Below are 18,598 nucleotides of genomic sequence, written 5' to 3'. Positions count from 1 at the left end.
GCTACAGCCGCGGCAACGCGGGCCACAAGCCCCAGCGTGGTGGCCGCGACCACGAGCGTACCGAGCGCGACGATCGCCGCGGCGGCTTCGGCGGGGAGCGCGGCGGCAACAGCCGTGGTGCCGATCGCAACAACGACCGTGGCTACGATCGCAACAACGATCGGGGCAACGACCGCAACAACGATCGGGGCAACGACCGCAACAACGATCGGGGCAACGACCGCAACAACGACCGCGGCCAGGACAACCGCGGCCCCCGTGGCGGGTCGCGATGACCGAAGCACCACTGACCGCCCGCACCGCGGGCACCGTTCACATCATCGGCTCGGGCCTGCTGGGCGCGAGCGTAGGCCTGGGGTTGCGCGAGCGTGGCGTTGACGTCACCCTCGAGGACCTCTCGCCGACCACCGTTGCGCTCGCCGCAGACTACGGTGCCGGTCGCGTGCGCGCGAGCGATGACCCCGAGCCCGCGCTCGTGGTCATCGCGACGCCGCCCGATGTGACGGCAGACGTCGTCGAGGCGGCGCTGGCGCGGTTTCCCAGCTCCGTCATCACCGACGTCGCAAGCGTTAAGCTCTCCCCGTTTCTCGAGCTGAAGCGCCGCGGCATCGATCTCACCAACTATGTGGGGTCGCATCCGATGGCGGGCCGCGAGCGGGGCGGCGCCATCATGGCGCGCGCCGACCTGTTCGTTGCTCGCCCCTGGGTGGTCTGCCGAGACAGTGAGACCCCCGCGGCGGCCCTCGCGCTCGTCGAAGCGGTCGCCCTCGATCTCGGGGCCGTGCTGCTCGAGATGACACCCGAGGAACACGACCGCTCGGTCGGGCTCGTCTCGCACCTGCCCCAGGTCGTATCGAGCCTCACGGCCGCCCGCCTCACGCAGGCGAGCGAGCAGGCAATCGGTCTGGCTGGTGGCGGCCTGCGCGACACGACTCGCATCGCGGCCAGCGACCCGGAGCTGTGGGTGCAGATCCTGGGGGCCAATCGCGGCCCGGTCGTCGAGTTGCTGGAGGCGTTTGCCGCCGATATGGCCGAGTTCGCTGAGGCACTGCGCGATCCGGATCAGCCCGGTGCCAAGCGCCGCATCGCAGATCTGCTCGCAGCGGGAAACACGGGCGTCGCGAGGATTCCCGGCAAGCACGGATCTGCCGAACGATTCACCGCGATCACGGTGCTCATCGATGATCGGCCGGGCCAGTTGGCGCGGCTGCTCACCGAACTCGGAGAACTGGGTATTAACATGGAAGACTTGCGCCTAGAGCATTCGCCTGGGGCGCAAATTGGTTTTGCCGAGATTGCCGTGCTGCCCGAAGTGGCGGAGCGCGCGGTTTCGGATTTGGTTGAACGAGGATGGAGGACGCTGTGACAGGCGCCGTGACGAACACTGCACCCGAACAGGGGGCAGCCGTCGACCCCATCCTCGTGGCTATCGATGGCCCGGCAGGCAGCGGCAAGTCGAGCGTCTCGCGCGCAGCGGCCGACCGACTGGGCTTCGGCATTCTCGATACCGGTGCAGCGTATCGTGCGCTCGCGTGGATCTCGCTGCAGGCGGGCATCGACCTCGACTCTGAGGCCGCCGTGCTGAACGTAATGGATGCATGGGCGTACGCCATCACGATGCGCGGTGAGCAGCGGGTAACCGTTGGGCTTGCGGGCACCGATCCGATTGATGCGACCGCGGCCATTCGCGACCATGCCGTGAGCGGGCAGGTGAGCCGGGTGTCTAAGCATCCGGTGGTGCGTGCGCGCCTCAACGCGATGTTCCGCGAGCTGGTTGCTTCCTCGGGTCTGCCCGGGGTTGTCATCGAGGGCCGCGACATTACGACCGTGGTCGCCCCGGACGCCCCCGTGCGCATCCTGATGACAGCGTCTGCCGATGCCCGTGCCTCACGTCGGGCCGGGGAGCTCGCGGGAATGTCGCACGAGCAGGTGCTCGCCGACATCGCCGCGCGCGACGCGAAAGACGCGCTCGTGGTCGACTTTTTTAACCCCGCACCCGGGGTCACGCTCGTGGACACGAGTGATCTGAACTTCGAACAGTCGGTGCAGGCTGTCATCGACATCGTAGAAGCGGCGCGTGTGCCCGCGGGAAAGAGCGAATAATGACGACCCAACGAAACGACGGCGACTACGCCGACGTGCCCGAGACCGAAGTGTTTGACGCTTCGGGCGTGCTGGCCGAAGAAATCATCGACGGTACCGAGTTCGCCGACATGGATGACGACGGCGACGCGTTCTACGGCGAGGTCACCGACGCTGAGCGGCTGCGCGCCATGCGCTCGAACCTCGATCAGTTCTCGCTTGAGGACGACGACGTCGCGCTCATCAGCGAAGACGGTGAGTTTCTGGGCTTCAAGGAGCAGGCCTCTGAGACGCTTCCCGTTGTTGCGATCGTCGGCCGCCCTAACGTGGGCAAGTCGGCGCTCGTCAACCGTATCCTCGGCCGCCGCGAGGCCGTCGTGGAGGACAAGCCGGGCGTCACGCGCGACCGCGTGAGCTACCGCGCCGACTGGAACGACAAGTTCTTCACGCTCGTCGACACCGGCGGATGGGAGCCCGACGCCAAGGGCATCGACGCGTCGGTGGCCTTGCAGGCCGAGGTCGCAATCGAGCTGTGCGACGTCGTCATGTTTGTGGTCGACTCGCGAGTGGGCCCCACGGCTACCGACGAGCACGTCGTACAGCTGCTGCGCCGCACGAAGAAGCCCGTCTTCCTCGTCGCCAACAAGGTGGACGATGTTGTGCTCGAGCCCGAGGCCGCACAGCTGTGGTCGCTGGGTCTCGGCGAGCCGAAGCCCGTCTCTGCTCTGCACGGTCGCGGCGTTGCCGACCTCCTTGACGAGGTCATCGCTGCGCTGCCCGAGGAGTCGGCAGTGGCCCAGCCGCGTCTGGCCGGCCCGCGCCGCGTCGCGCTGCTTGGTCGCCCCAACGTGGGCAAGTCGAGCCTGCTCAACAAGGCTGCGGGCGAAGAGCGCGCGGTCGTGAACGAGCTCGCGGGCACCACCCGTGACCCCGTTGACGAGCAGGTCGAAATCGCCGGTCGCGTATGGACCTTCGTGGACACCGCCGGTATCCGCCGCCGCGTGCACATGCACAAGGGCGCCGACTTCTACGCCTCACTGCGCACCACCGCGGCCCTCGAAAAGGCCGAGGTTGCCGTCGTGCTGATCGACGTGACGCAGGAGATCAGCGACCAGGACCTGCGCATCATTGACCTGGTGCTCGAGTCGGGCCGCGCGCTCGTGCTCGCGTTCAACAAGTGGGATCTGCTCGACGACGACCGCCGCCGATACCTCGAGCGCGAGATTGAGAAGGATCTCTCGCACGTGGAGTGGGCGCCCCGCGTCAACATTTCGGCGCGCACCGGTCGCCACCTCGAGAAGCTCGTGCCAGCGCTCGAGACCGCACTCGAGTCGTGGGATACCCGTATCCCCACCGCCAAGTTCAACGCCTTTGTGGCCGAGCTCGTGCAGGAGCACCCGCACCCGCTGCGCGGTGGCAAGCAGCCCCGCATCCTGTTCGGCACGCAGGTGCAGAACCGTCCGCCCACGTTCGTGCTGTTCACGACCGGGTTCCTCGACCCGCAGTACCGCCGCTTCATCCAGCGTCGCTTGCGCGAGAACTACGGCTTCGAGGGTTCGCCCATCGTGCTGAACATGCGTATCCGCGAGCGTCGCCCGCGCGCGTAACCGGGCCAGATTGCCGGTCTCGATCGCGTGCCGCCGCGGCCTGCGATCCGGATCAATCCACGGCGCCCCGCCCAGAACCTCAGGTTCTGGGCGGGGCGCCGTTGTGTTCGGTGTCGATGCCATTTCGGTCAATGCTGCCGCGATCCAGATTGTGGGCAACTCGCCGCAGCGTCGGTCACAGGCACTGGGCGCATGCCCGTAGATTTACACCAGGCGCCGGCAACTGGTGCTGGCCCTGCCAGGAACACCTATGGGACTGGTGAAGCAGGAAAGGATGAGAGCGTGGACGCTCCGAGAACGCCCAACCGGTGGCAGCGATTCTGGGGACGGGGAGGCTGGTGGCGAGCGATTCTGCTCGCTGTCGTCTACCTCGTGCTGTATCAAGCCGGATCGCTCCTGTTTGCCCCGCTACTTGAGGGCCTTGACGTCGACAGCCCCGGTTACATCGTTGTGACCGTACTGTTGCCGGTCTTGCTCGGATCGACCCTGCTTCTCGTGTTCTCAGGATCTCTCGGGTGGCTCGGAGTGCTCTTCGGCAAGCACCGATTGGCTGCACGGGGCTGGATGTGGATCGCGGTAGGCGCCGTACTGCTGTTCAATGTGCTGCGCATGATGAGCGTTGACTATGGCGCTGCTGGGGGAGCGACCGTCTTAGCCTGGCTGTGTGCCGGGCTGGCGATCGGTCTCGCGGAGGAACTCCTCACCCGGGGACTTGTAGTTCAACTGATGAGGCGAGCGGGCTACCGAGAATTCATTGTCGCCCTCGCCTCAGCAACCTTGTTCTCGCTACTGCATGCCAGCAACCTGATCAGCGGCCAGTCGGTGTTGGTAACGGGGATACAGCTCCTGTATACCTTCGCGTTTGGCGTCTGTATGTACCTGACGCTCCGCGTTACTGGCCGGCTCATCTGGCCGATCCTGCTCCATGCGACTACCGATCCCAGTATCTTTCTCCTGTCCGCGTATCCGACAGCGAGCCCACTTAGCGCAATTGCTGGGCTGGGAAACTTCGTCGTGATTGCCGTGGGCTTCATCACACTGTGGTGCATTCGTGGCCAGGTGACTGCGGAGTACGGGCAGTTCGGTGCGTCGCGCCAGGCGTCTGGGACGTCACTCATGTAGCTTCCACTAATCTCGAGAGATGACTGCAGAGGACCGTCAGTTCACCCGGCTCGAACTCGCAATTGACCGGGCCGCGAACCGCGTGCTCGCGGGCAGGCCCGCGACGGGCCCACGGGCTTGGCTCATCGAGTGTGCGGTGTTTGTGCTTAAGCAGGCGTGGGCGTGTGTGTTTGGTGCCCTGCTACTCGTCGTCATCGTGGCCGCGCGGCTGTGGTATCCAGACGATGCTCTGCTCGCTCGCAACGATGCGCTCACGATCGCCGCGATCCTGATTCAGATCGGCATGCTCGCATTCAAGCTTGAGAGCGGGCGTGAGCTGTGGGTGATCGTGCTGTTTCATATCACCGGCACCGCGATGGAACTCTTCAAAACTGACGTGGGGTCCTGGGCCTACGAAGCCGAGGGCGTGCTCCGGATCGGGGCCGTGCCCCTCTTCAGCGGGTTCATGTACGCCGCGGTCGGCTCGTACATGGTGCGCGTGTATCGGCTGCACTCGCTGCGGTTTACGCGGTACCCGCCGATCTGGATGACCACCATCGTGGCGACCGCGATCTACCTGAACTTCTTTGCCCACCACTTCATGGTCGACCTGCGGTGGCTACTGCTCGCGCTGGTGCTCGTGCTGTGGGGGCGCACCATCATGTACTTCCGCATTTGGCGGGTGACATTGAAGGTTCCGGTGCTGGTGGTGTTTGGCGGGGTGGCGCTGTTCATCTGGCTCGCCGAGAACATCGGCACCTGGGCGGGGGCGTGGCTCTACCCGCACCAGGAGGGCGGCTGGGAGATGGTGTCCCCACAGAAGCTCATCGCGTGGTTCCTGCTGATGATCATCTCAGTGGTGATGGTGACCTGGGTGTACCGGCCCCGCCCGCCCGAGGGCCTGCTCCTAGACCGCGAACGGCAGCGCGAACAAGCCGAGTGACACCACGATGACGAAGAACACTACCGCGAGGGCGGTTAGGGCGAGCATCGCGGCGTTCAGCCACACGCCCCACAGCGCGAGGGTGCGTTCAGTCGTCTGACGGCGCAGCGCAATGATGCCGAAGACGAGCCCAGCGACGGGAACGAAGAAGGTCCAGCCGCTCACCACAGAGGCGATGCCGAGCACGAAGCTGGTGATTGCGAACCCCCGAGTGGTATCGGGGTTCGTAGGAGCAGCGGGGTTCGTTGGGGTCTCGGGTTGCATGGCAGTAAAGTGCTGGGCGGTCGCGTGCATGGTGCGAACCTTTCTGTCGCGCGGCGAGTAGCCGCTGTCGGTGATGTCTTCAACGCTACGCACCCCAACGAAGAACGGCATCGGGCGAGGGTACCAACCCCTGCCCGATGCCGTCGTACCTAGGTACCGTCGCTAGCCGGTACTCCTAGTGCTGGGCAGCCGAGATATCGGTGCCCTTCGGGGTCATGATGAACACCGCGGCGCCGGCCACAAACATGATCAGGCCGCCGGTGATGCCCGTGATCTGCAGCGAATGGGTGAAGGCATCGCCCGCGGCGCGGGCGAGATCCGGCAGCTTCGCGTCTTCAGCAATTGCGACCGCAGCTCCCAGCGACTCGTGTGCCTGCCAGGAGAGCTTGTCCGTGAGGGGCTTGATCGCGGGGCTGAGTGTGAGCTCGGCCCGGTAGATCAGTGCTGAGATACTGCCGAGGATCGCGACGCCGAGCACGGCACCCAGCTCGTACGAAGTCTCTTCGAGGGCGCCCGCGCTGCCAGCCTTCTCTTCGGGGGAGCCCATCATGATCATGGCGGAGCCGATGGCAAGCGACCCCATGCCGACGCCGATGAGGGCGAGCGCGAGGAAGATCACGCCGATGTCGAGGCCGCCGGGGGAGATGCCGAGGATCAGCATGCCGAGACCCGCGATGGCGATGCCGCCCGCGAGCACGGCGCGTGTGCCGATCTTGCGAGCGGCCGCGGGGGCGGCGAGCGAGGCGAGCGCGCTCGTGATCGCGATGGGCAGCATCTGCAGACCGGCCTCGATGGGGGACGCGCCGTTGACGAGCTGCAGCCACTGTGCGAGCAGCAGCATCGCCGCAGCCATAGCGAACATCGAGCCGAGGGCCGCAATGATGCCGGCAGAAAACACTCGGCTGCGGAACAGCTGCAGGTCGAGCAGCGGGTTCTTGCTGCGCACCGAGCGTGCGCCGAACCAGGCGAGTAGCGCGAGGCCCGCGAGTAGCGCGATCCACGCATCGATGGCGGTGAGGCTGGCGGTCTTGCCGAACATCTTGATAGCCCAGATGGTGAGCGTCATGCCCACGAGCGCGAGCACCGCCGCGAGGTAGTCGAGGCGCCCGGGGTTCTTGACGCGTGACTCGGGCAGCAACAGCACACCCGCGATGAACGCAACAATCATGAGGGGTACGTTGACGAGGAAGGCCGCGTGCCACGAGAAATGCTCAAGCAGGAACCCGCCGAGCAGCGGCCCAATGGCGGCGCCCAGGCCTGACACAGCCGCCCAGATCGACAGCGCGGTGGCGCGCTCCTTTGGGTCGGTGAAGATCACACGAATGAGCGACAGCGTCGTGGGCATGATCATTGCGCCGCCCACGCCGAGAATCGCTCGCACACCGATAACCGCGTCGGCGGTCGGCGCCCACAGAATCAGCAGCGACGCCGCACCAAAGATGAGGTAGCCCAGCAGCAGCATGCGCTTGCGGCCCCAGCGGTCCGCGATCGCGGCGAACGGCACGAGCAGGCCCGCGAGCACGAGTGAATACACGTCGATGATCCACAGCTGCTGGTCCGAGTCGGGGTGCAACTCGGCGGCCATTTCGGGCAGCGCGATGTTGAGGATCGTCATGTCCATCATGATCACGAGCAGGCTCGCCGTGAGGACCGCGACGGCGGCCCAGCGGCGAGTGCGCGAGAGCGATTGGATGTTGGCGGAGGACATGTGCCTTAGGGCCTTTCGAATCAGCGAATTGGGGACTGCGGGGAGAAACTTGGCTAGGGGGCCGGATCCGGCATAGCCATCAGGGCTTGCACCGTGCGCTTGATCGTTTCGCGATCGAGGGGCTGCTCATGGAGGCCCGCGTGAATCGTGACGCCGTCGTAATAGGTCGCGATCGCGGTGGCACGTGCTGTACCGAGCGTGCGTGAGAGCAGCTCGATGAGCCTGTCCGTCCAACGCAGGGCAAGCGCACGCAAGTGCGGATCGGTGGTGCCCGTGGTCATGAGCGCAATGTCGGCGTTGATAGCGCGTGGATCGCTGAGGAAGTGGCAGAACTCGTCAATGAGAGGGTCGAGGTTTTCGCGCACGTGATCGATGTACAGCTCCATGCGCGCGAGAGATTCATCGATCTCGTCGGCGAGCAGCTGCAGAGCCGCCTCTCGAATATCGTCGATTGACGCGAAATGCTGAGTGGTGGATCCAAGCGGAACCCCTGCGCGCGCGGCGACGGCGCGGTGGGTGAGGCTCGCTGCGCCGTTCTCGACCACGAGCTCGCTCGCGGCGACGAGAATCTCACGGCGGCGGGCCTCGGGGTCACGACGCCGAGGGGTGGTGCGAACAGGTGTGGCATTCACTGTGGCTCCTGACGTGGTGTGTTGAGACGGTGCGCTGTCTTTGGGTATGGGCGAGCGGCAGCCCAGTGTGAGCGCGCTAGGTCTAGTGTACATGTGTACATGTACGTTTGTACATCTTGCGGAGTGTTGCAGTGCACGCTTAATCGAGTACCCGATTGTCGGCGGCAACGGGTAGCGTGGGGGCTGTCCCGCCGCAAAGCTGCGGCGCGGGAGAGGAGAGAACCTGTAATGGCCGAAATCAGCACCGCCGATCTCTACGATGAGCGTGGGCACGAGCTGCAATCGCTCGCCCTGCAGCTGCAGGACATTGGAGGTGTCACTGGATTCTCGGGCCCGGTACGCACCGTGCGCTGCTTCCAAGACAATGCACTGGTCAAAGAAGTGCTCCAGACCCCGGGTGAAGGCGCAGTCCTCGTCATCGACGGTTCGGGCTCGCTCGAGACGGCTCTCGTCGGCGACATGATTGCTGGATTCGCTGCCGACAACGGCTGGTCTGGGCTGGTTGTCAACGGCGCGATTCGTGACCGCGTAGCGATCGGAACCCTCCCGCTCGGGGTAAAGGCACTGGGGTCAAACCCCGCAAAGTCGACTAAGACTGGTGCGGGTTCGCTCGATGTGCCGGTCGAATTCGCCGGGGTCCGGTTCGAACCCGGTGCCTTCGTGTGGTGTGACGAGGACGGCGTGCTGGTTACGAAGTTAGCGGGGGAGTAGTGCCCACTACGGAGTGAGCTGAGGAAGGATGCGCAGCAGCGTCTGCGCGCCATGGATGCTCGCGGCTCCCGCGGCTCCCACGCGCACCTTCAGCTCAGCATCGCTTGTGGTGACCGCGACGAGGGCCCCGAGGGCGGCTCGTGCGTCGGTCTCGGTGACGATCGTGTCGTCGCCCAGCACATCGGCATCAACGATCCGTACATGCTCGCCCTGCGCAATGCCGCGGGCGACGCCCTCGGTGACCATGATCCAGTCGGGGAACACGCGGTCGAGGCCCGGCACGCGAGCCTCGGGTACGCCGACAAACCCCGAGCGCAGGCCGCGCGGCGACGCAGCCAAAAGGTCTAGCCGGTCGCGGAGCTTCTCGGCGGCCCCGCGACGATCCTTCCACCAGCCGTCGGGGACGCTGCCGATGACGTTTGCCGCGTCAACGATGACCGCGGGTGCTGCTGCGAGGAGCGGTTTCAAGATCTCCCAGCTCACCGCGAATGCGGGATGAAGCGGCAGGTTGGTCACCTCGTGGATGGGCACCCAGGCGAGGGCGTGGCTCTCGGCGTCGGTGATCTCGGGCTCAAAGGGCGTGGTGACCTCGGCGATGAGCGTGGTGTACGCCCAGCCGCCGCGGTCGAGAACGTGCGTGAAGCGGGGACGCAGGCAGTTGTCAGGCACGCCCGCCTCCTCCTGGGATTCCCTGATTGCCGCGTCGATGGGTGGTTCGCCCTCGTGGCGTGCGCCGCCGGGGATGCCCCAGGTGTCGCCGTGGTCGCTCCAAGTCACGCGGTGCTGCAGCAGAATTGCGCCGCGACCCTCGTCTCGCGCGTGGTCGACCGCGAGTAGGCCTGCCGCTCCAAAGCGGCCCCAATAACGACCGCCGTCTGCGGCGGTCAACCATTCATCGCCGGAGTTTCGGAGGTCGCTCATGCTTTCAGCGTAGCGGGCGCGCGGCGTTTGGGTGAGAATGAGGGCATGGACCGCAACGAAGTACCTGTCATTGTGCTCACCGAAGAGGAATGCTGGAAGCTGCTGAGCTTGGAGAGTGTGGGGCGGCTCGTGACGCACGTCGGTGACGTCGTAGACATCGTGCCATTGAACTTTGTGGTTGATGATGCCTCGCTGGTGTTTCGCACAGCCGCGGGCAGCAAACTCTCGGGGCTCACCATCAATAACTCGGTGGCGCTCGAGGTGGACCGCTTCAACGCCGAGCGGGGGTGGAGTGTCGTCGTGCACGGGCGGGCTGAAGTGGTGACTGGTGACGCAGAGCTTGCGGCCGTCGAACAATTGCCACTTGCGCCGATGGTGTCAACCGTCAAGCCGACGTTTGTGCGGATTCGCGTGGATTCGGTGCGCGGTCGACGATTCCGTTTTGGGCCCGAAGCGATGGTTGGCGACCAGCAGGAGGGGTGAGCGGTCGGACTTCTAGGCCCTGTCCGACTCGCCGGGTGGGCTCGATTTCGTCTCTGCGCCAGACGTGGGTAATATAAAAGGGTTGCCTCGAGCGGTTCGCCACTTGGGAACAACGGGTTGTGGCGCAGCTTGGTAGCGCACTTGACTGGGGGTCAAGGGGTCGCAGGTTCAAATCCTGTCAACCCGACAGTTAGGCCTGATTGGATATTCATCCAATCAGGCCTTTGTTGTTTTATGGTGCTGAATGGTGGGCCTCGCATCGTATAAAAGGGGCATGGTGGCCAACGGGTGGGCGCTCGTAAACTGAGCGTGTGAGGCTCTCACTATGACTCGAAGCGAAACGCTCCCGCCGGGTCGAATCGAAGCATTCTCCGACGGCGTGATCGCCGTTGCCATCACGCTGCTCGTGCTCGGCCTCACCAAGGTCGATCAATCGATTCTTGTGCGCTGATGTGCATCGTGGCGCTCCCGTTTGTGACCTCACTGCTCGCCACCATCAGGACCGGCCGGAGGGTGGCCACCTTGCCGTCTGCGTGATCCTGGGAATCTTTGATCTGTTGGCGCTGCCCTTAACTCGCTCACCAAAAACGTGATGGCCGTCGGCAGCATGCGCTGCCGACGGCCATCACGTCGTTTCTTGGGGGTCGTTACTCCGCGTCAGCCGTCACGTTCTTGCGTGGACCGACGATGCCCTGCTCAATGGCCAGCTTGCGCAGCATGAGGGGAGCGCCGAAGAGCGACGGCAGCATCACGAATCCGACAGGTACGGCTGTGATTACGATCGCTGACTGGAGTGCGCCGATGCCGCCGTCGCCGATCGAGATCAGCACGGCTGCGGCTGCGCCGAGCAGGATGGCCCAGGTGAGTCGCAGCTTCGGCGACGGGGCATCGTCCTTTACGCAGGACTGCGAGATCGCGAACGACATGGAGTCGGTCGTCGTCGCGACAAACGTCATCGTGAGTACCAGGAACGTAATGGCGAGGAACACCGACATCGGGAGCTCCGAGGTGATGGCCATGATGGCGGCCGGTAGCCCGGCCTCAGCGAGCGCACCCGTGATCGATCCGGGATTCTGCTGGTCCAGGTAGATGCCCGTGCCGCCCAGCACGCTGAACCAGACCGCGGTCGCAATCGGGGGCAGTACGGCGGTGCCGAGCAGCAGGTCGCGGGCCGTGCGGCCGCGCGAGATGCGGGCGACAAAGATCGCCATGAGCGGGGCATAGCCGAGGAACCAGCCAAAGAAGAAGACCGTCCAGCTCGCGAGCCATGCGCTGTCGCCCTGGTATAGGGACATTGGCACAAAGTTTGCGATGTACAGGCCAAACCCGCCGACCAGGCCCTCAATCACGTACCAGGCTGAGCCGAGTACAAGCACGAGGGCCATCAGGCCGAGCGCCATCCAAACGTTGACCCGGCTCAGGAACTGGATGCCCTTGTTGATGCCAGAGAATACGCTCACGCCGGCGACCGCAGTAAGCACAGCAATGATGATGAGCTGTACCCAGTAGACGTCCGGGATGCCGAAGAGGAAGTTGAGCCCGTATGAGATCTGCAGCCCGAGGAACCCGATGGGCCCCACCGTGCCGGCTGCCACCGAGATGATGCACACGACATCAACGAAGGCGCCGATCCGGCTCGTTGCCGCCTTCTTGCCGAGAATCGGGTACAGCAAGCTGCGGGGGCGCATGGGAAGCCCCTTTTCGGCAGCGATCATCATGACGATCGCGCCCAGCGACCCGAGAATGGCCCAGGCCAAGAAGCCCCAGTCGACGAAGCTTGCGGCGAGGGCAGCAAAGACGCCCTCCATCGAACCCTGCTCAACATCCTCGAAGAACGGGGGCACCGACATGTAGTGGTAGAGCGGCTCGGCGGCCGCCCAGAACACGCCGCCGCCGGCGAGCAGCGTGGTCATGATCATCGCCACCCACTTGAAGCGGCTGTACTCGGGCGACTTGAGGCCGCCGAGGCGGGCCTTGGCCCAGGGAGTGAAGATGAGGGCGACGGCCACAAAGAACGTGAAGAGGAGTAGGTACTGCCAGTAGAGCCCGAACCAAGCAGCGGCCTTGGTGAAGCCCACGTTGACACCCTCAGCGACGACGTCTGGGACCACCAGTGCCGCGATGACGAATGCCGCGAGGATTCCGATGCTCCAGCCCGCAACGTGCCAGTCGATGTTGCGGCCGGTTGCTACAGGAGCGCCGGCGCTGGTCTCGGGCGCGGGCTCAGTACTTGAGCTTTGTCTCGAACGCACGGTGTGCGGAGAAGGAGAAGTCAACGGGAATCCATTCTGTGGCGGGCGCATTGCCCTTGCTGCATTGCGTCGACCGCTGAATCGATGCAATACTGCGCCGGATTCATTCAGCCAACGTCAGATTGTTGTAGTTCGGTTCGTGTCATTCAGAAATGAACACTGGAGTATCGGGGCCACGGGCGTCGCCGGTGCTGTCGGGAACGGCGCAGGGTGAGGACAAAGCCATCAGGCGCGGTGCAGCGCGACGGAAACGCAGCTGTGGTGAAAATCGTCGGGTCAGCGGTCTCAGTAGAGTTCGGGCTGGAAAATATCACCTGTCGAAGATTGCTGGCAGTAAATGAGCGTAGTCGCAGCTCGTGGGCGTGCGAAATAACGCCTCGGGCTACCCTGCCCCATGCGAAGTTGCCCAACCTGTTTGCGCATGGATAGTCGTGTAGTAACGGGCGCGGGCGTTTGGCTGCCCCGCGCTAGGCCTGCACGGGCCCGACCGCGGCGATCACGGTCGAGAGTTCATTGCGCAGCGCGACAAGTCGCTCAAGGGGGAGCCCGAGGCGCTTGATGACCGCGGGCGGCACTGACAGCGCCTGCTCGCGCAGCGCCTGACCGGCCTCGGTGGTAATGAGCGCGAACGTGCGCTCGTCGCCCTCAACGGGCACGCGCTCGATCAGCCCCGCGTGCTCGAGTCGCTTCACGAGGGGCGACAGGGACGCGCGGTCGAAGTGCAGCATCTTGGCAATCTCGCCAAAGCGCAGCGGGGCATTGCCCCAGAGCGCGAGCATCACCAGGTACTGCGGGTGAGTGAGGCCGAGCGGTTCGAGGATCGGGCGGTACGCGCCGATCACGCTGCGGCTCGCTACTGCGAGCGCGAAGCAGACCTGCTGGTCGAGCTCGAGTAGATCCTCGGGAAGGGCGTCCATGCCCTCCATGCTATCTCGTTAGTGCACAAACAAGATGTGTTAGGATTTCGTTTGTGCGCGAACGAAAAAGACGACTGTGGCATGAGACTCGCTGGGACGGACTGCCGGGCTTTGGTAACGCTGTGCGTCGGCTCCTGTACCAGTTCGAGGGGGCCGCTCAATTGGGAGATCCGAACGAGCCGGCCTACGTGCCGCCCGCAAATCCCAAATGCCCGGTCTGCAGCGAACCGATGAAGGACCACTCGGTAGCGCGCGGTGGGCCCGGCAAGCCGACTCATCTGCGCTGCCCCACTCCGCTCAGCGAGACACTCGGCGAGACATCCAGCGATGCACCTAGCGCGAGCTAACCCGCGGCATTAGCTCGTCGCAGCGACGTGAGAATCATGGACCCTCTTTCGTGCGCTCGAGTGTTACGGTGAGCAGGTGGCACACCCGACGGGCGATGGCTCCGCAGCTCTCGCACACGCAGCGTCTATTCCGCTGCGCGCGCGCATCATGGACCTCGTGTTCCTGGTCGGGGTGTTTCTCAAGGGACTCGACGGGCTAGTCGAACTCATCGGCGGCACGGTGTTGTTGGTGCTGCCGCCCCAGCAGCTCCTTCACACCGCCCACGCGATCACCGCGAAAGAACTCGCGGAAGACCCCGATGACTTGCTCGCAAACCTCCTGCTGCACGGTGCCGCCCACCTGCACGGTCAATCGGCGACCTTCCTGAGCCTGTATATGCTGCTGCACGGCGTTGTGAAGCTGGCGATCGTGGTGGCGCTCGTCGTCGGTTCGAGGCGCGTTTATCCCTGGGCGATTGCCGCGCTACTCCTCTTTCTCGGCTATCAAATCTATGAAATAGTCGTCGCACCTTCGCCGTTCATCATCGCGCTCACCGTGCTCGATGCCGCAATCGTGGTGCTCACCTGGCGCGAATGGCGTAACCATCGCACGCTGCGCGACTCCCTGCGCTCGACCCAGGCGTGGGTGCTGCGCAAACACTAGCGGCGCAAATTGCCCACTGAGCAAGCGCCCGCGGGGCCAGTCACAGCGGTTCCGGATCGCGGCTGTCCCAAACCAGCGATCACGGTTCCCCAAATGTTCACCATCGCCCCCTTGTCCCTGCCTGCGCCTACCCGCGAGAATGGGCAGAATGAGCCCGGTCAACGCGCCTCCGCACGAGCATGGGAGGCACCCGGGTACGGTCGCTGAGGTGTTCTGGGCCTTTCTGAAGCTCGGGCTGACGGCCTTTGGTGGCCCGGTCGCCCACCTCGGATACTTCAGGGAAGCGTTTGTCGAGCGCCGCAAATGGCTCGACGATGCCGCATATGCGGACCTGATGGCGCTGTGCCAGTTTCTTCCCGGCCCCGCGTCGAGCCAGGTGGGCATGGCGCTGGGGCTGCAGCGCGCCGGGCTCGCCGGTTTGGTCGCGGCCTGGACCGCGTTTACCCTGCCCTCGGCGCTGTTGCTCGTGGCGTTCGCGTGGGGCGTCACCGCGCTCGGCGATGTGTCTGAAGCCGGATGGATCCATGGACTCAAGGCCGCCGCGGTCGCCGTGGTGGCGCACGCGGTGCTTGGCATGGCCAAGACCCTCACACCCGACGCAAAGCGCGCGACGATTGCGGTGCTGAGCCTGGTCGTGGTGCTGCTGGTGCCCGGCGCTCTCGCGCAGGTTGCGGCGATGGTTGCGGCGGGATTCGCTGGCTTCTTTTGGCTGCGCACCCCCATTATGAGCGAGGAACCGGCCTCTGCACAGTCACTCGCACCCGCACCCGCACCCGTACCCGCATCCACGTTCGCAGTGCGGGTGCCGCGCGCGCTCGCGGTCGCGTGCCTCGGGGCCTACGCTGCGATCCTCGCGGCCGTGCTCACGGTGCTACCGTTGCTCGCGCACGCGACCGGAAACCTCGCGCTCACCCTGTTCACGGTGTTTGCGCGTGCGGGGTCGCTCGTATTTGGTGGCGGCCACGTCGTGCTGCCGCTGCTCGAAGCCGACACCGTGCAGACGGGGCTCGTGAGCGAGAGCGCGTTCCTTGCGGGATACGGCGCGGCCCAGGCCGTGCCCGGCCCGCTCTTCACCTTCGCTGCCTACCTGGGCGGAATCGCCGGATCACCGGGGAACGAGCCAACTGCGCCCGGGATCAACCTGGTCGGGGCCGCCATCGCGCTCCTCGCGATCTTTCTGCCCGCGGCGCTCCTCGTCGTCGGCACGCTGCCGTTTTGGAGTCAGCTCAGGCGGGCTCCCCGCGCTCAGCGCGTGCTTGCGGGCGTGAACGCCGGCGTCGTTGGCCTGCTCGCGGCCGCCCTCTACACGCCCGTGTTCACCTCGGGCATCACGAGCCCGCTGTCGCTGGCGCTCGCTGCTGTCGCCTTTGTCGCGCTCCACAGGTGGCGCACTCCCGCTTGGGCCGTCGTCATAGCGGCCGGGATCGCGGGCTGGCTGCTGCTGTAGCGCGACGGGCGTGATCCGGATCAGTGCGATCCGGATCAGTGCGATCCCGATGCCTGCGCGCGCTGCAGCTGCGCCCGCGCAGCTTGGCGTGCGTCGCGCCGGCCCCCGATGGCACGCAGCGCGCTGAGGATGGCCGCGAGGTCGACGACCTCCTGGAGCAGCGCGCCCGCGGTCGCCGGGATTAGGCCAAACGCGGCGACAAACATGAGCCCCACGCTCACCGCAATGCCGAGCCAGATGCTCTGCAGTGCGATGCGCACGGTGTCGTGGCCGATCTCGACGGCCTTGGCCGCGCGCGAGATGTCGTCGACGAGAATCACGACGTCGGCCGACTCGCTCGCGGCGGTCGCGCCCTTCGCCCCCATCGCGATGCCGATGTCGGCGGCGGCGAGCACCGGCGCATCGTTCACGCCGTCACCCACCATCATTACCGGGCGTTCGGTGATGTCGCGCACCGCGTGCACCTTATCGACCGGCAACAGCTCGGCCTGTACCTCGGTGATGCCCAACTCGGCGGCGATGTGCTCGGCGGTCTCGCGCGCATCGCCGGTGAGAATCATGGTGCGCTGCACGCCCAGTTCCGTGAGCCGAGCGAGGGTGTCGCCCGCGTTTTCGCGCAGGTGATCGCGTGCGACCAAGGATCCGGCGTAGCGACCGCCGATGGCCACATACACGGCGAGCTGGCCTGGCGCGATGGCGGTGCGCGTCGCGTCCGGTGCCGCGCTCGCCACGAAGGCGAACTTGCCCACGAGCACTTCGCGGCCCTCGATCTGTGCCCGGATCCCGTTCGTCGCCTCCTCGCGCGCCCAGTCGGCCTCGGCGAGTGGCAGCCCGTGTTCGTGCGCGGCGGCAATGAACGCGGCCGCGAGCACGTGCGATGAGTACTGCTCGGCCGATGCCACGGCCGTGAGTAGTTCGCGATCGGAGAAGCCCGCCTCGGGCCGGATCTCCGCGAGCGCCGGGGCGCCGTACGTGAGGGTGCCGGTCTTGTCGAACACCGCGGTCTTGGTCGATGCTAGTTTTTCGAGCGCCCCGCCGCTCTTGACGATCACGCCGTTGCGGGCGGCGCGACTCATGCCGCCGATGAACGCGACCGGGGCCGCGATGAGCAGCGGGCACGGCGTCGCGAGCACGAGTACCTCCGCGAAGCGCACCGGGTCGCCCGACACCCACCAGGCGATGCTCGCGAGGGCGAGGGAGAACAGCGTAAACGGCACCGCGTAGCGGTCGGCCAGACGCACGACCGGAGCCTTGGTCGCGGCGGCTTCGGCGACGAGCGACACGATCTGCTGGTACTGGCTGTCGGCAGCGCTGGCCGTCGCGACGACCTCGATCGCGGTGTGGCCGTTGACCGAGCCGCTCATGAGCGGATCGCCCGCGATTTTCTCGACCGGCACGCTCTCGCCGGTGAGCGAGGACTGATCGACCGAGGCCGCATCAGCGCGCAGCACGGCGTCGACCGGCACGACCTCGCTCGGGCGCACGAGCAACAGATCACCGGGCCGCACGTCCTCTGCCCGCACCTCGACAATGGCTTGGCCTTCGATCCGGTGCGCGAGTTGCGGGGCGCGCGCCAGCAGCGCATCGAGCTCGCGCTTGGCGCGATTGTTTGCGTAGCTTTCGAGCGCCTCGCCGCCCGTGAGCATCAGCACCACGAGAACGGCTGCAATGTACTCGCCGACCGCGACAGTCGCGATGATGGCGGTGATCGCCAGAATGTCGAGCCCCCAGTGGCCGCGCAAGATGTCGCGCACCATGCTGATGCCCTGCCAAGCCGCCACCGCGAGCGCGTAGGCACTGAAGATCCAGGGGACTACGGCACCGGCTCCCGAAACCGCGAGCCCCAGGCCGATCAGCCCGATCGTCAGGGTAAGTGTGACTGCCCAGTATCGGCGTGCCAACGCCACGAAACTACCCATGTGTGTCCTCCGAGCATTGGGCGAGGTGCCTCGCGCCAGATGCGGTAAGTGCGAACGATCCTGAGACTTACCATGCCATAACTTGCACGGTCGAGCCGCCGGGCCAGTTTCGCGCGATACTAGAAGTGACCCCTTCGCGGGGCCGCTCGGAAGCAGATTTCGCCTCGACGATGAGGGAGCAACGTGAGTAGCGTGAACAGCGACGCAGTGGTCGAGGTAGCGGCCCTGACAAAGTCCTTTGGCAAGTATCGTGCCCTAGATGGCCTCGACCTGGTGGTCGAGCGCGGCACTGTTCAGGGGTTCTTGGGACCCAACGGTGCTGGTAAGTCGACCACGATTCGCGTGCTGTTGGGGTTACTGCGACCTGACAGTGGCAGTGTGCGGCTGTTGGGCGGTGACCCCTGGCGCGACGTGGTGAGCCTGCATCGTCGCCTCGCCTACGTTCCAGGGGACGTGTCGCTATGGCCCGGCATGACGGGCGGTGAGGCCATCGATCTGCTCGGTGCGCTGCGCGGTGGGCTCAACGAGCGGCGGCGCGAGGAACTGATCGATCGGTTCGAGCTTGACCCGTCCAAGCGCGGCCGCCAGTATTCGAAGGGCAACCGGCAAAAAGTTGCGATT

Annotated in this window: 17 protein-coding genes, 1 tRNA gene and 1 pseudogene; 12 read left to right on the top strand and 7 right to left on the bottom strand. The window is 65.5% G+C overall.

Annotated elements, in window-relative coordinates; genetic code table 11:
- Positions 1-271 precede the first annotated feature (271 nt).
- The 5 genes from C795_RS0102290 (at position 272) to C795_RS0102270 (ending at position 5,733) form a co-directional block, all read left to right on the top strand.
- The gene (locus tag C795_RS0102290) at positions 272-1,366 is read left to right on the top strand and encodes a prephenate dehydrogenase (protein ID WP_017792144.1); all 1,095 of its coding nucleotides are present in this window, start codon (positions 272-274) and stop codon (positions 1,364-1,366) included.
- Positions 1,351-2,103: a (d)CMP kinase gene (gene cmk, locus C795_RS0102285; RefSeq protein WP_017792143.1), complete on the top strand. Its 753-nt coding sequence runs from the start codon at positions 1,351-1,353 to the stop codon at positions 2,101-2,103. Before C795_RS0102290 ends, cmk begins: the two co-directional genes overlap by 16 nt.
- Positions 2,103-3,689, top strand: coding sequence for a ribosome biogenesis GTPase Der (der, locus tag C795_RS0102280; protein WP_017792142.1), 1,587 nt, complete (start codon positions 2,103-2,105; stop codon positions 3,687-3,689). Before cmk ends, der begins: the two co-directional genes overlap by 1 nt.
- Before the next feature lie 282 nt (positions 3,690-3,971).
- Complete coding sequence (locus C795_RS0102275; protein WP_017792141.1) at positions 3,972-4,811, top strand: CPBP family intramembrane glutamic endopeptidase; 840 nt, start codon at positions 3,972-3,974, stop codon at positions 4,809-4,811.
- 19 nt (positions 4,812-4,830) lie between these two features.
- Entirely contained in the window at positions 4,831-5,733 is a 903-nt protein-coding gene (locus C795_RS0102270; RefSeq protein ID WP_017792140.1) for a DUF817 domain-containing protein, read from the top strand.
- Here the strand turns inward: C795_RS0102270 and C795_RS17500 are convergent.
- The 3 genes from C795_RS17500 to C795_RS0102255 all read right to left on the bottom strand — a co-directional run bounded on the left by C795_RS17500 (position 5,698) and on the right by C795_RS0102255 (position 8,337).
- Complete coding sequence (locus tag C795_RS17500) at positions 5,698-6,108, bottom strand: DUF4190 domain-containing protein (RefSeq protein WP_017792139.1); 411 nt, start codon at positions 6,106-6,108, stop codon at positions 5,698-5,700. The two genes, C795_RS0102270 and C795_RS17500, sit on opposite strands and share 36 nt — an antisense overlap.
- A gap of 64 nt (positions 6,109-6,172) precedes the next feature.
- On the bottom strand, positions 6,173-7,705 hold the full coding sequence (locus tag C795_RS0102260; protein ID WP_017792138.1) for an MFS transporter: 1,533 nt from the start codon (positions 7,703-7,705) through the stop codon (positions 6,173-6,175).
- A 53-nt stretch (positions 7,706-7,758) separates the two neighbouring features.
- The gene (locus C795_RS0102255; RefSeq protein WP_017792137.1) at positions 7,759-8,337 is read right to left on the bottom strand and encodes a TetR/AcrR family transcriptional regulator; all 579 of its coding nucleotides are present in this window, start codon (positions 8,335-8,337) and stop codon (positions 7,759-7,761) included.
- A 228-nt stretch (positions 8,338-8,565) separates the two neighbouring features.
- Here C795_RS0102255 and rraA point away from each other — a divergent pair, with 228 nt between their 5' ends.
- Entirely contained in the window at positions 8,566-9,048 is a 483-nt protein-coding gene (rraA, locus tag C795_RS0102250) for a ribonuclease E activity regulator RraA (RefSeq protein WP_017792136.1), read from the top strand.
- Positions 9,049-9,054: 6 nt separating this feature from the next.
- Here the strand turns inward: rraA and C795_RS0102245 are convergent, their stop codons facing one another.
- Entirely contained in the window at positions 9,055-9,969 is a 915-nt protein-coding gene (locus C795_RS0102245) for an NUDIX domain-containing protein (protein WP_017792135.1), read from the bottom strand.
- Positions 9,970-10,014: 45 nt separating this feature from the next.
- Here C795_RS0102245 and C795_RS0102240 point away from each other — a divergent pair, with 45 nt between their 5' ends.
- From C795_RS0102240 to C795_RS17090, 3 genes are all read left to right on the top strand, one after another.
- Entirely contained in the window at positions 10,015-10,452 is a 438-nt protein-coding gene (locus tag C795_RS0102240) for a pyridoxamine 5'-phosphate oxidase family protein (protein ID WP_017792134.1), read from the top strand.
- 113 nt (positions 10,453-10,565) lie between these two features.
- Positions 10,566-10,639: transfer RNA gene (locus C795_RS0102235), tRNA-Pro, on the top strand.
- Positions 10,640-10,777: 138 nt separating this feature from the next.
- Positions 10,778-10,903, top strand: a complete 126-nt coding sequence (locus tag C795_RS17090) for a TMEM175 family protein (RefSeq protein WP_017792133.1) — start codon at positions 10,778-10,780, stop codon at positions 10,901-10,903.
- A gap of 196 nt (positions 10,904-11,099) precedes the next feature.
- On the opposite strand, the gene C795_RS14900 is transcribed toward C795_RS17090, so the two are convergent.
- Positions 11,100-12,728, bottom strand: coding sequence for a BCCT family transporter (locus C795_RS14900; RefSeq protein ID WP_232225411.1), 1,629 nt, complete (start codon positions 12,726-12,728; stop codon positions 11,100-11,102).
- Positions 12,729-13,171: 443 nt separating this feature from the next.
- Entirely contained in the window at positions 13,172-13,630 is a 459-nt protein-coding gene (locus tag C795_RS0102220) for a MarR family winged helix-turn-helix transcriptional regulator (protein WP_017792131.1), read from the bottom strand.
- Positions 13,631-14,044: 414 nt separating this feature from the next.
- On the opposite strand from C795_RS0102220, the gene C795_RS0102215 reads away from it, so the two are divergent.
- Together C795_RS0102215 and chrA are read left to right on the top strand one after the other, a co-directional pair.
- Positions 14,045-14,611: a DUF2127 domain-containing protein gene (locus tag C795_RS0102215; protein WP_017792130.1), complete on the top strand. Its 567-nt coding sequence runs from the start codon at positions 14,045-14,047 to the stop codon at positions 14,609-14,611.
- Positions 14,612-14,759: 148 nt separating this feature from the next.
- Entirely contained in the window at positions 14,760-16,058 is a 1,299-nt protein-coding gene (gene chrA, locus C795_RS0102210) for a chromate efflux transporter (protein WP_026139388.1), read from the top strand.
- A 35-nt stretch (positions 16,059-16,093) separates the two neighbouring features.
- Here chrA and C795_RS14895 read toward each other — a convergent pair whose 3' ends face one another.
- Positions 16,094-17,977 (bottom strand): heavy metal translocating P-type ATPase, encoded by a 1,884-nt coding sequence (locus C795_RS14895; RefSeq protein ID WP_017792128.1) that lies wholly within the window; start codon positions 17,975-17,977, stop codon positions 16,094-16,096.
- A gap of 306 nt (positions 17,978-18,283) precedes the next feature.
- Here C795_RS14895 and C795_RS17795 point away from each other — a divergent pair.
- Positions 18,284-18,592: pseudogene (locus tag C795_RS17795) on the top strand (ATP-binding cassette domain-containing protein); the annotation flags it as partial.
- Positions 18,593-18,598: the final 6 nt, after the last annotated feature.

The organism is Leucobacter salsicius M1-8, from assembly GCF_000350525.1.
GTDB lineage: Bacteria > Actinomycetota > Actinomycetes > Actinomycetales > Microbacteriaceae > Leucobacter > Leucobacter salsicius.
The sequence above is the reverse complement of the archived record's forward strand: the minus strand, read 5'-3'. Positions and strand labels throughout refer to the sequence as shown.

Bases quoted from the DNA above. Each gene is read 5' to 3' on its own strand.
- C795_RS17090 (WP_017792133.1), top strand. From the start codon at position 10,778: ATGACTCGAAGCGAAACGCTCCCGCCGGGTCGAATCGAAGCATTCTCC.
- rraA (WP_017792136.1), top strand. From the start codon at position 8,566: ATGGCCGAAATCAGCACCGCCGATCTCTACGATGAGCGTGGGCACGAG.
- C795_RS14895 (WP_017792128.1), bottom strand. From the start codon at position 17,977: ATGGGTAGTTTCGTGGCGTTGGCACGCCGATACTGGGCAGTCACACTT.
- cmk (WP_017792143.1), top strand. From the start codon at position 1,351: ATGGAGGACGCTGTGACAGGCGCCGTGACGAACACTGCACCCGAACAG.
- C795_RS0102270 (WP_017792140.1), top strand. From the start codon at position 4,831: ATGACTGCAGAGGACCGTCAGTTCACCCGGCTCGAACTCGCAATTGAC.
- C795_RS0102245 (WP_017792135.1), bottom strand. From the start codon at position 9,969: ATGAGCGACCTCCGAAACTCCGGCGATGAATGGTTGACCGCCGCAGAC.
- C795_RS17500 (WP_017792139.1), bottom strand. From the start codon at position 6,108: ATGCCGTTCTTCGTTGGGGTGCGTAGCGTTGAAGACATCACCGACAGC.
- C795_RS0102240 (WP_017792134.1), top strand. From the start codon at position 10,015: ATGGACCGCAACGAAGTACCTGTCATTGTGCTCACCGAAGAGGAATGC.
- chrA (WP_026139388.1), top strand. From the start codon at position 14,760: ATGAGCCCGGTCAACGCGCCTCCGCACGAGCATGGGAGGCACCCGGGT.
- der (WP_017792142.1), top strand. From the start codon at position 2,103: ATGACGACCCAACGAAACGACGGCGACTACGCCGACGTGCCCGAGACC.
- C795_RS0102220 (WP_017792131.1), bottom strand. From the start codon at position 13,630: ATGGAGGGCATGGACGCCCTTCCCGAGGATCTACTCGAGCTCGACCAG.
- C795_RS0102260 (WP_017792138.1), bottom strand. From the start codon at position 7,705: ATGTCCTCCGCCAACATCCAATCGCTCTCGCGCACTCGCCGCTGGGCC.
- C795_RS0102290 (WP_017792144.1), top strand. From the start codon at position 272: ATGACCGAAGCACCACTGACCGCCCGCACCGCGGGCACCGTTCACATC.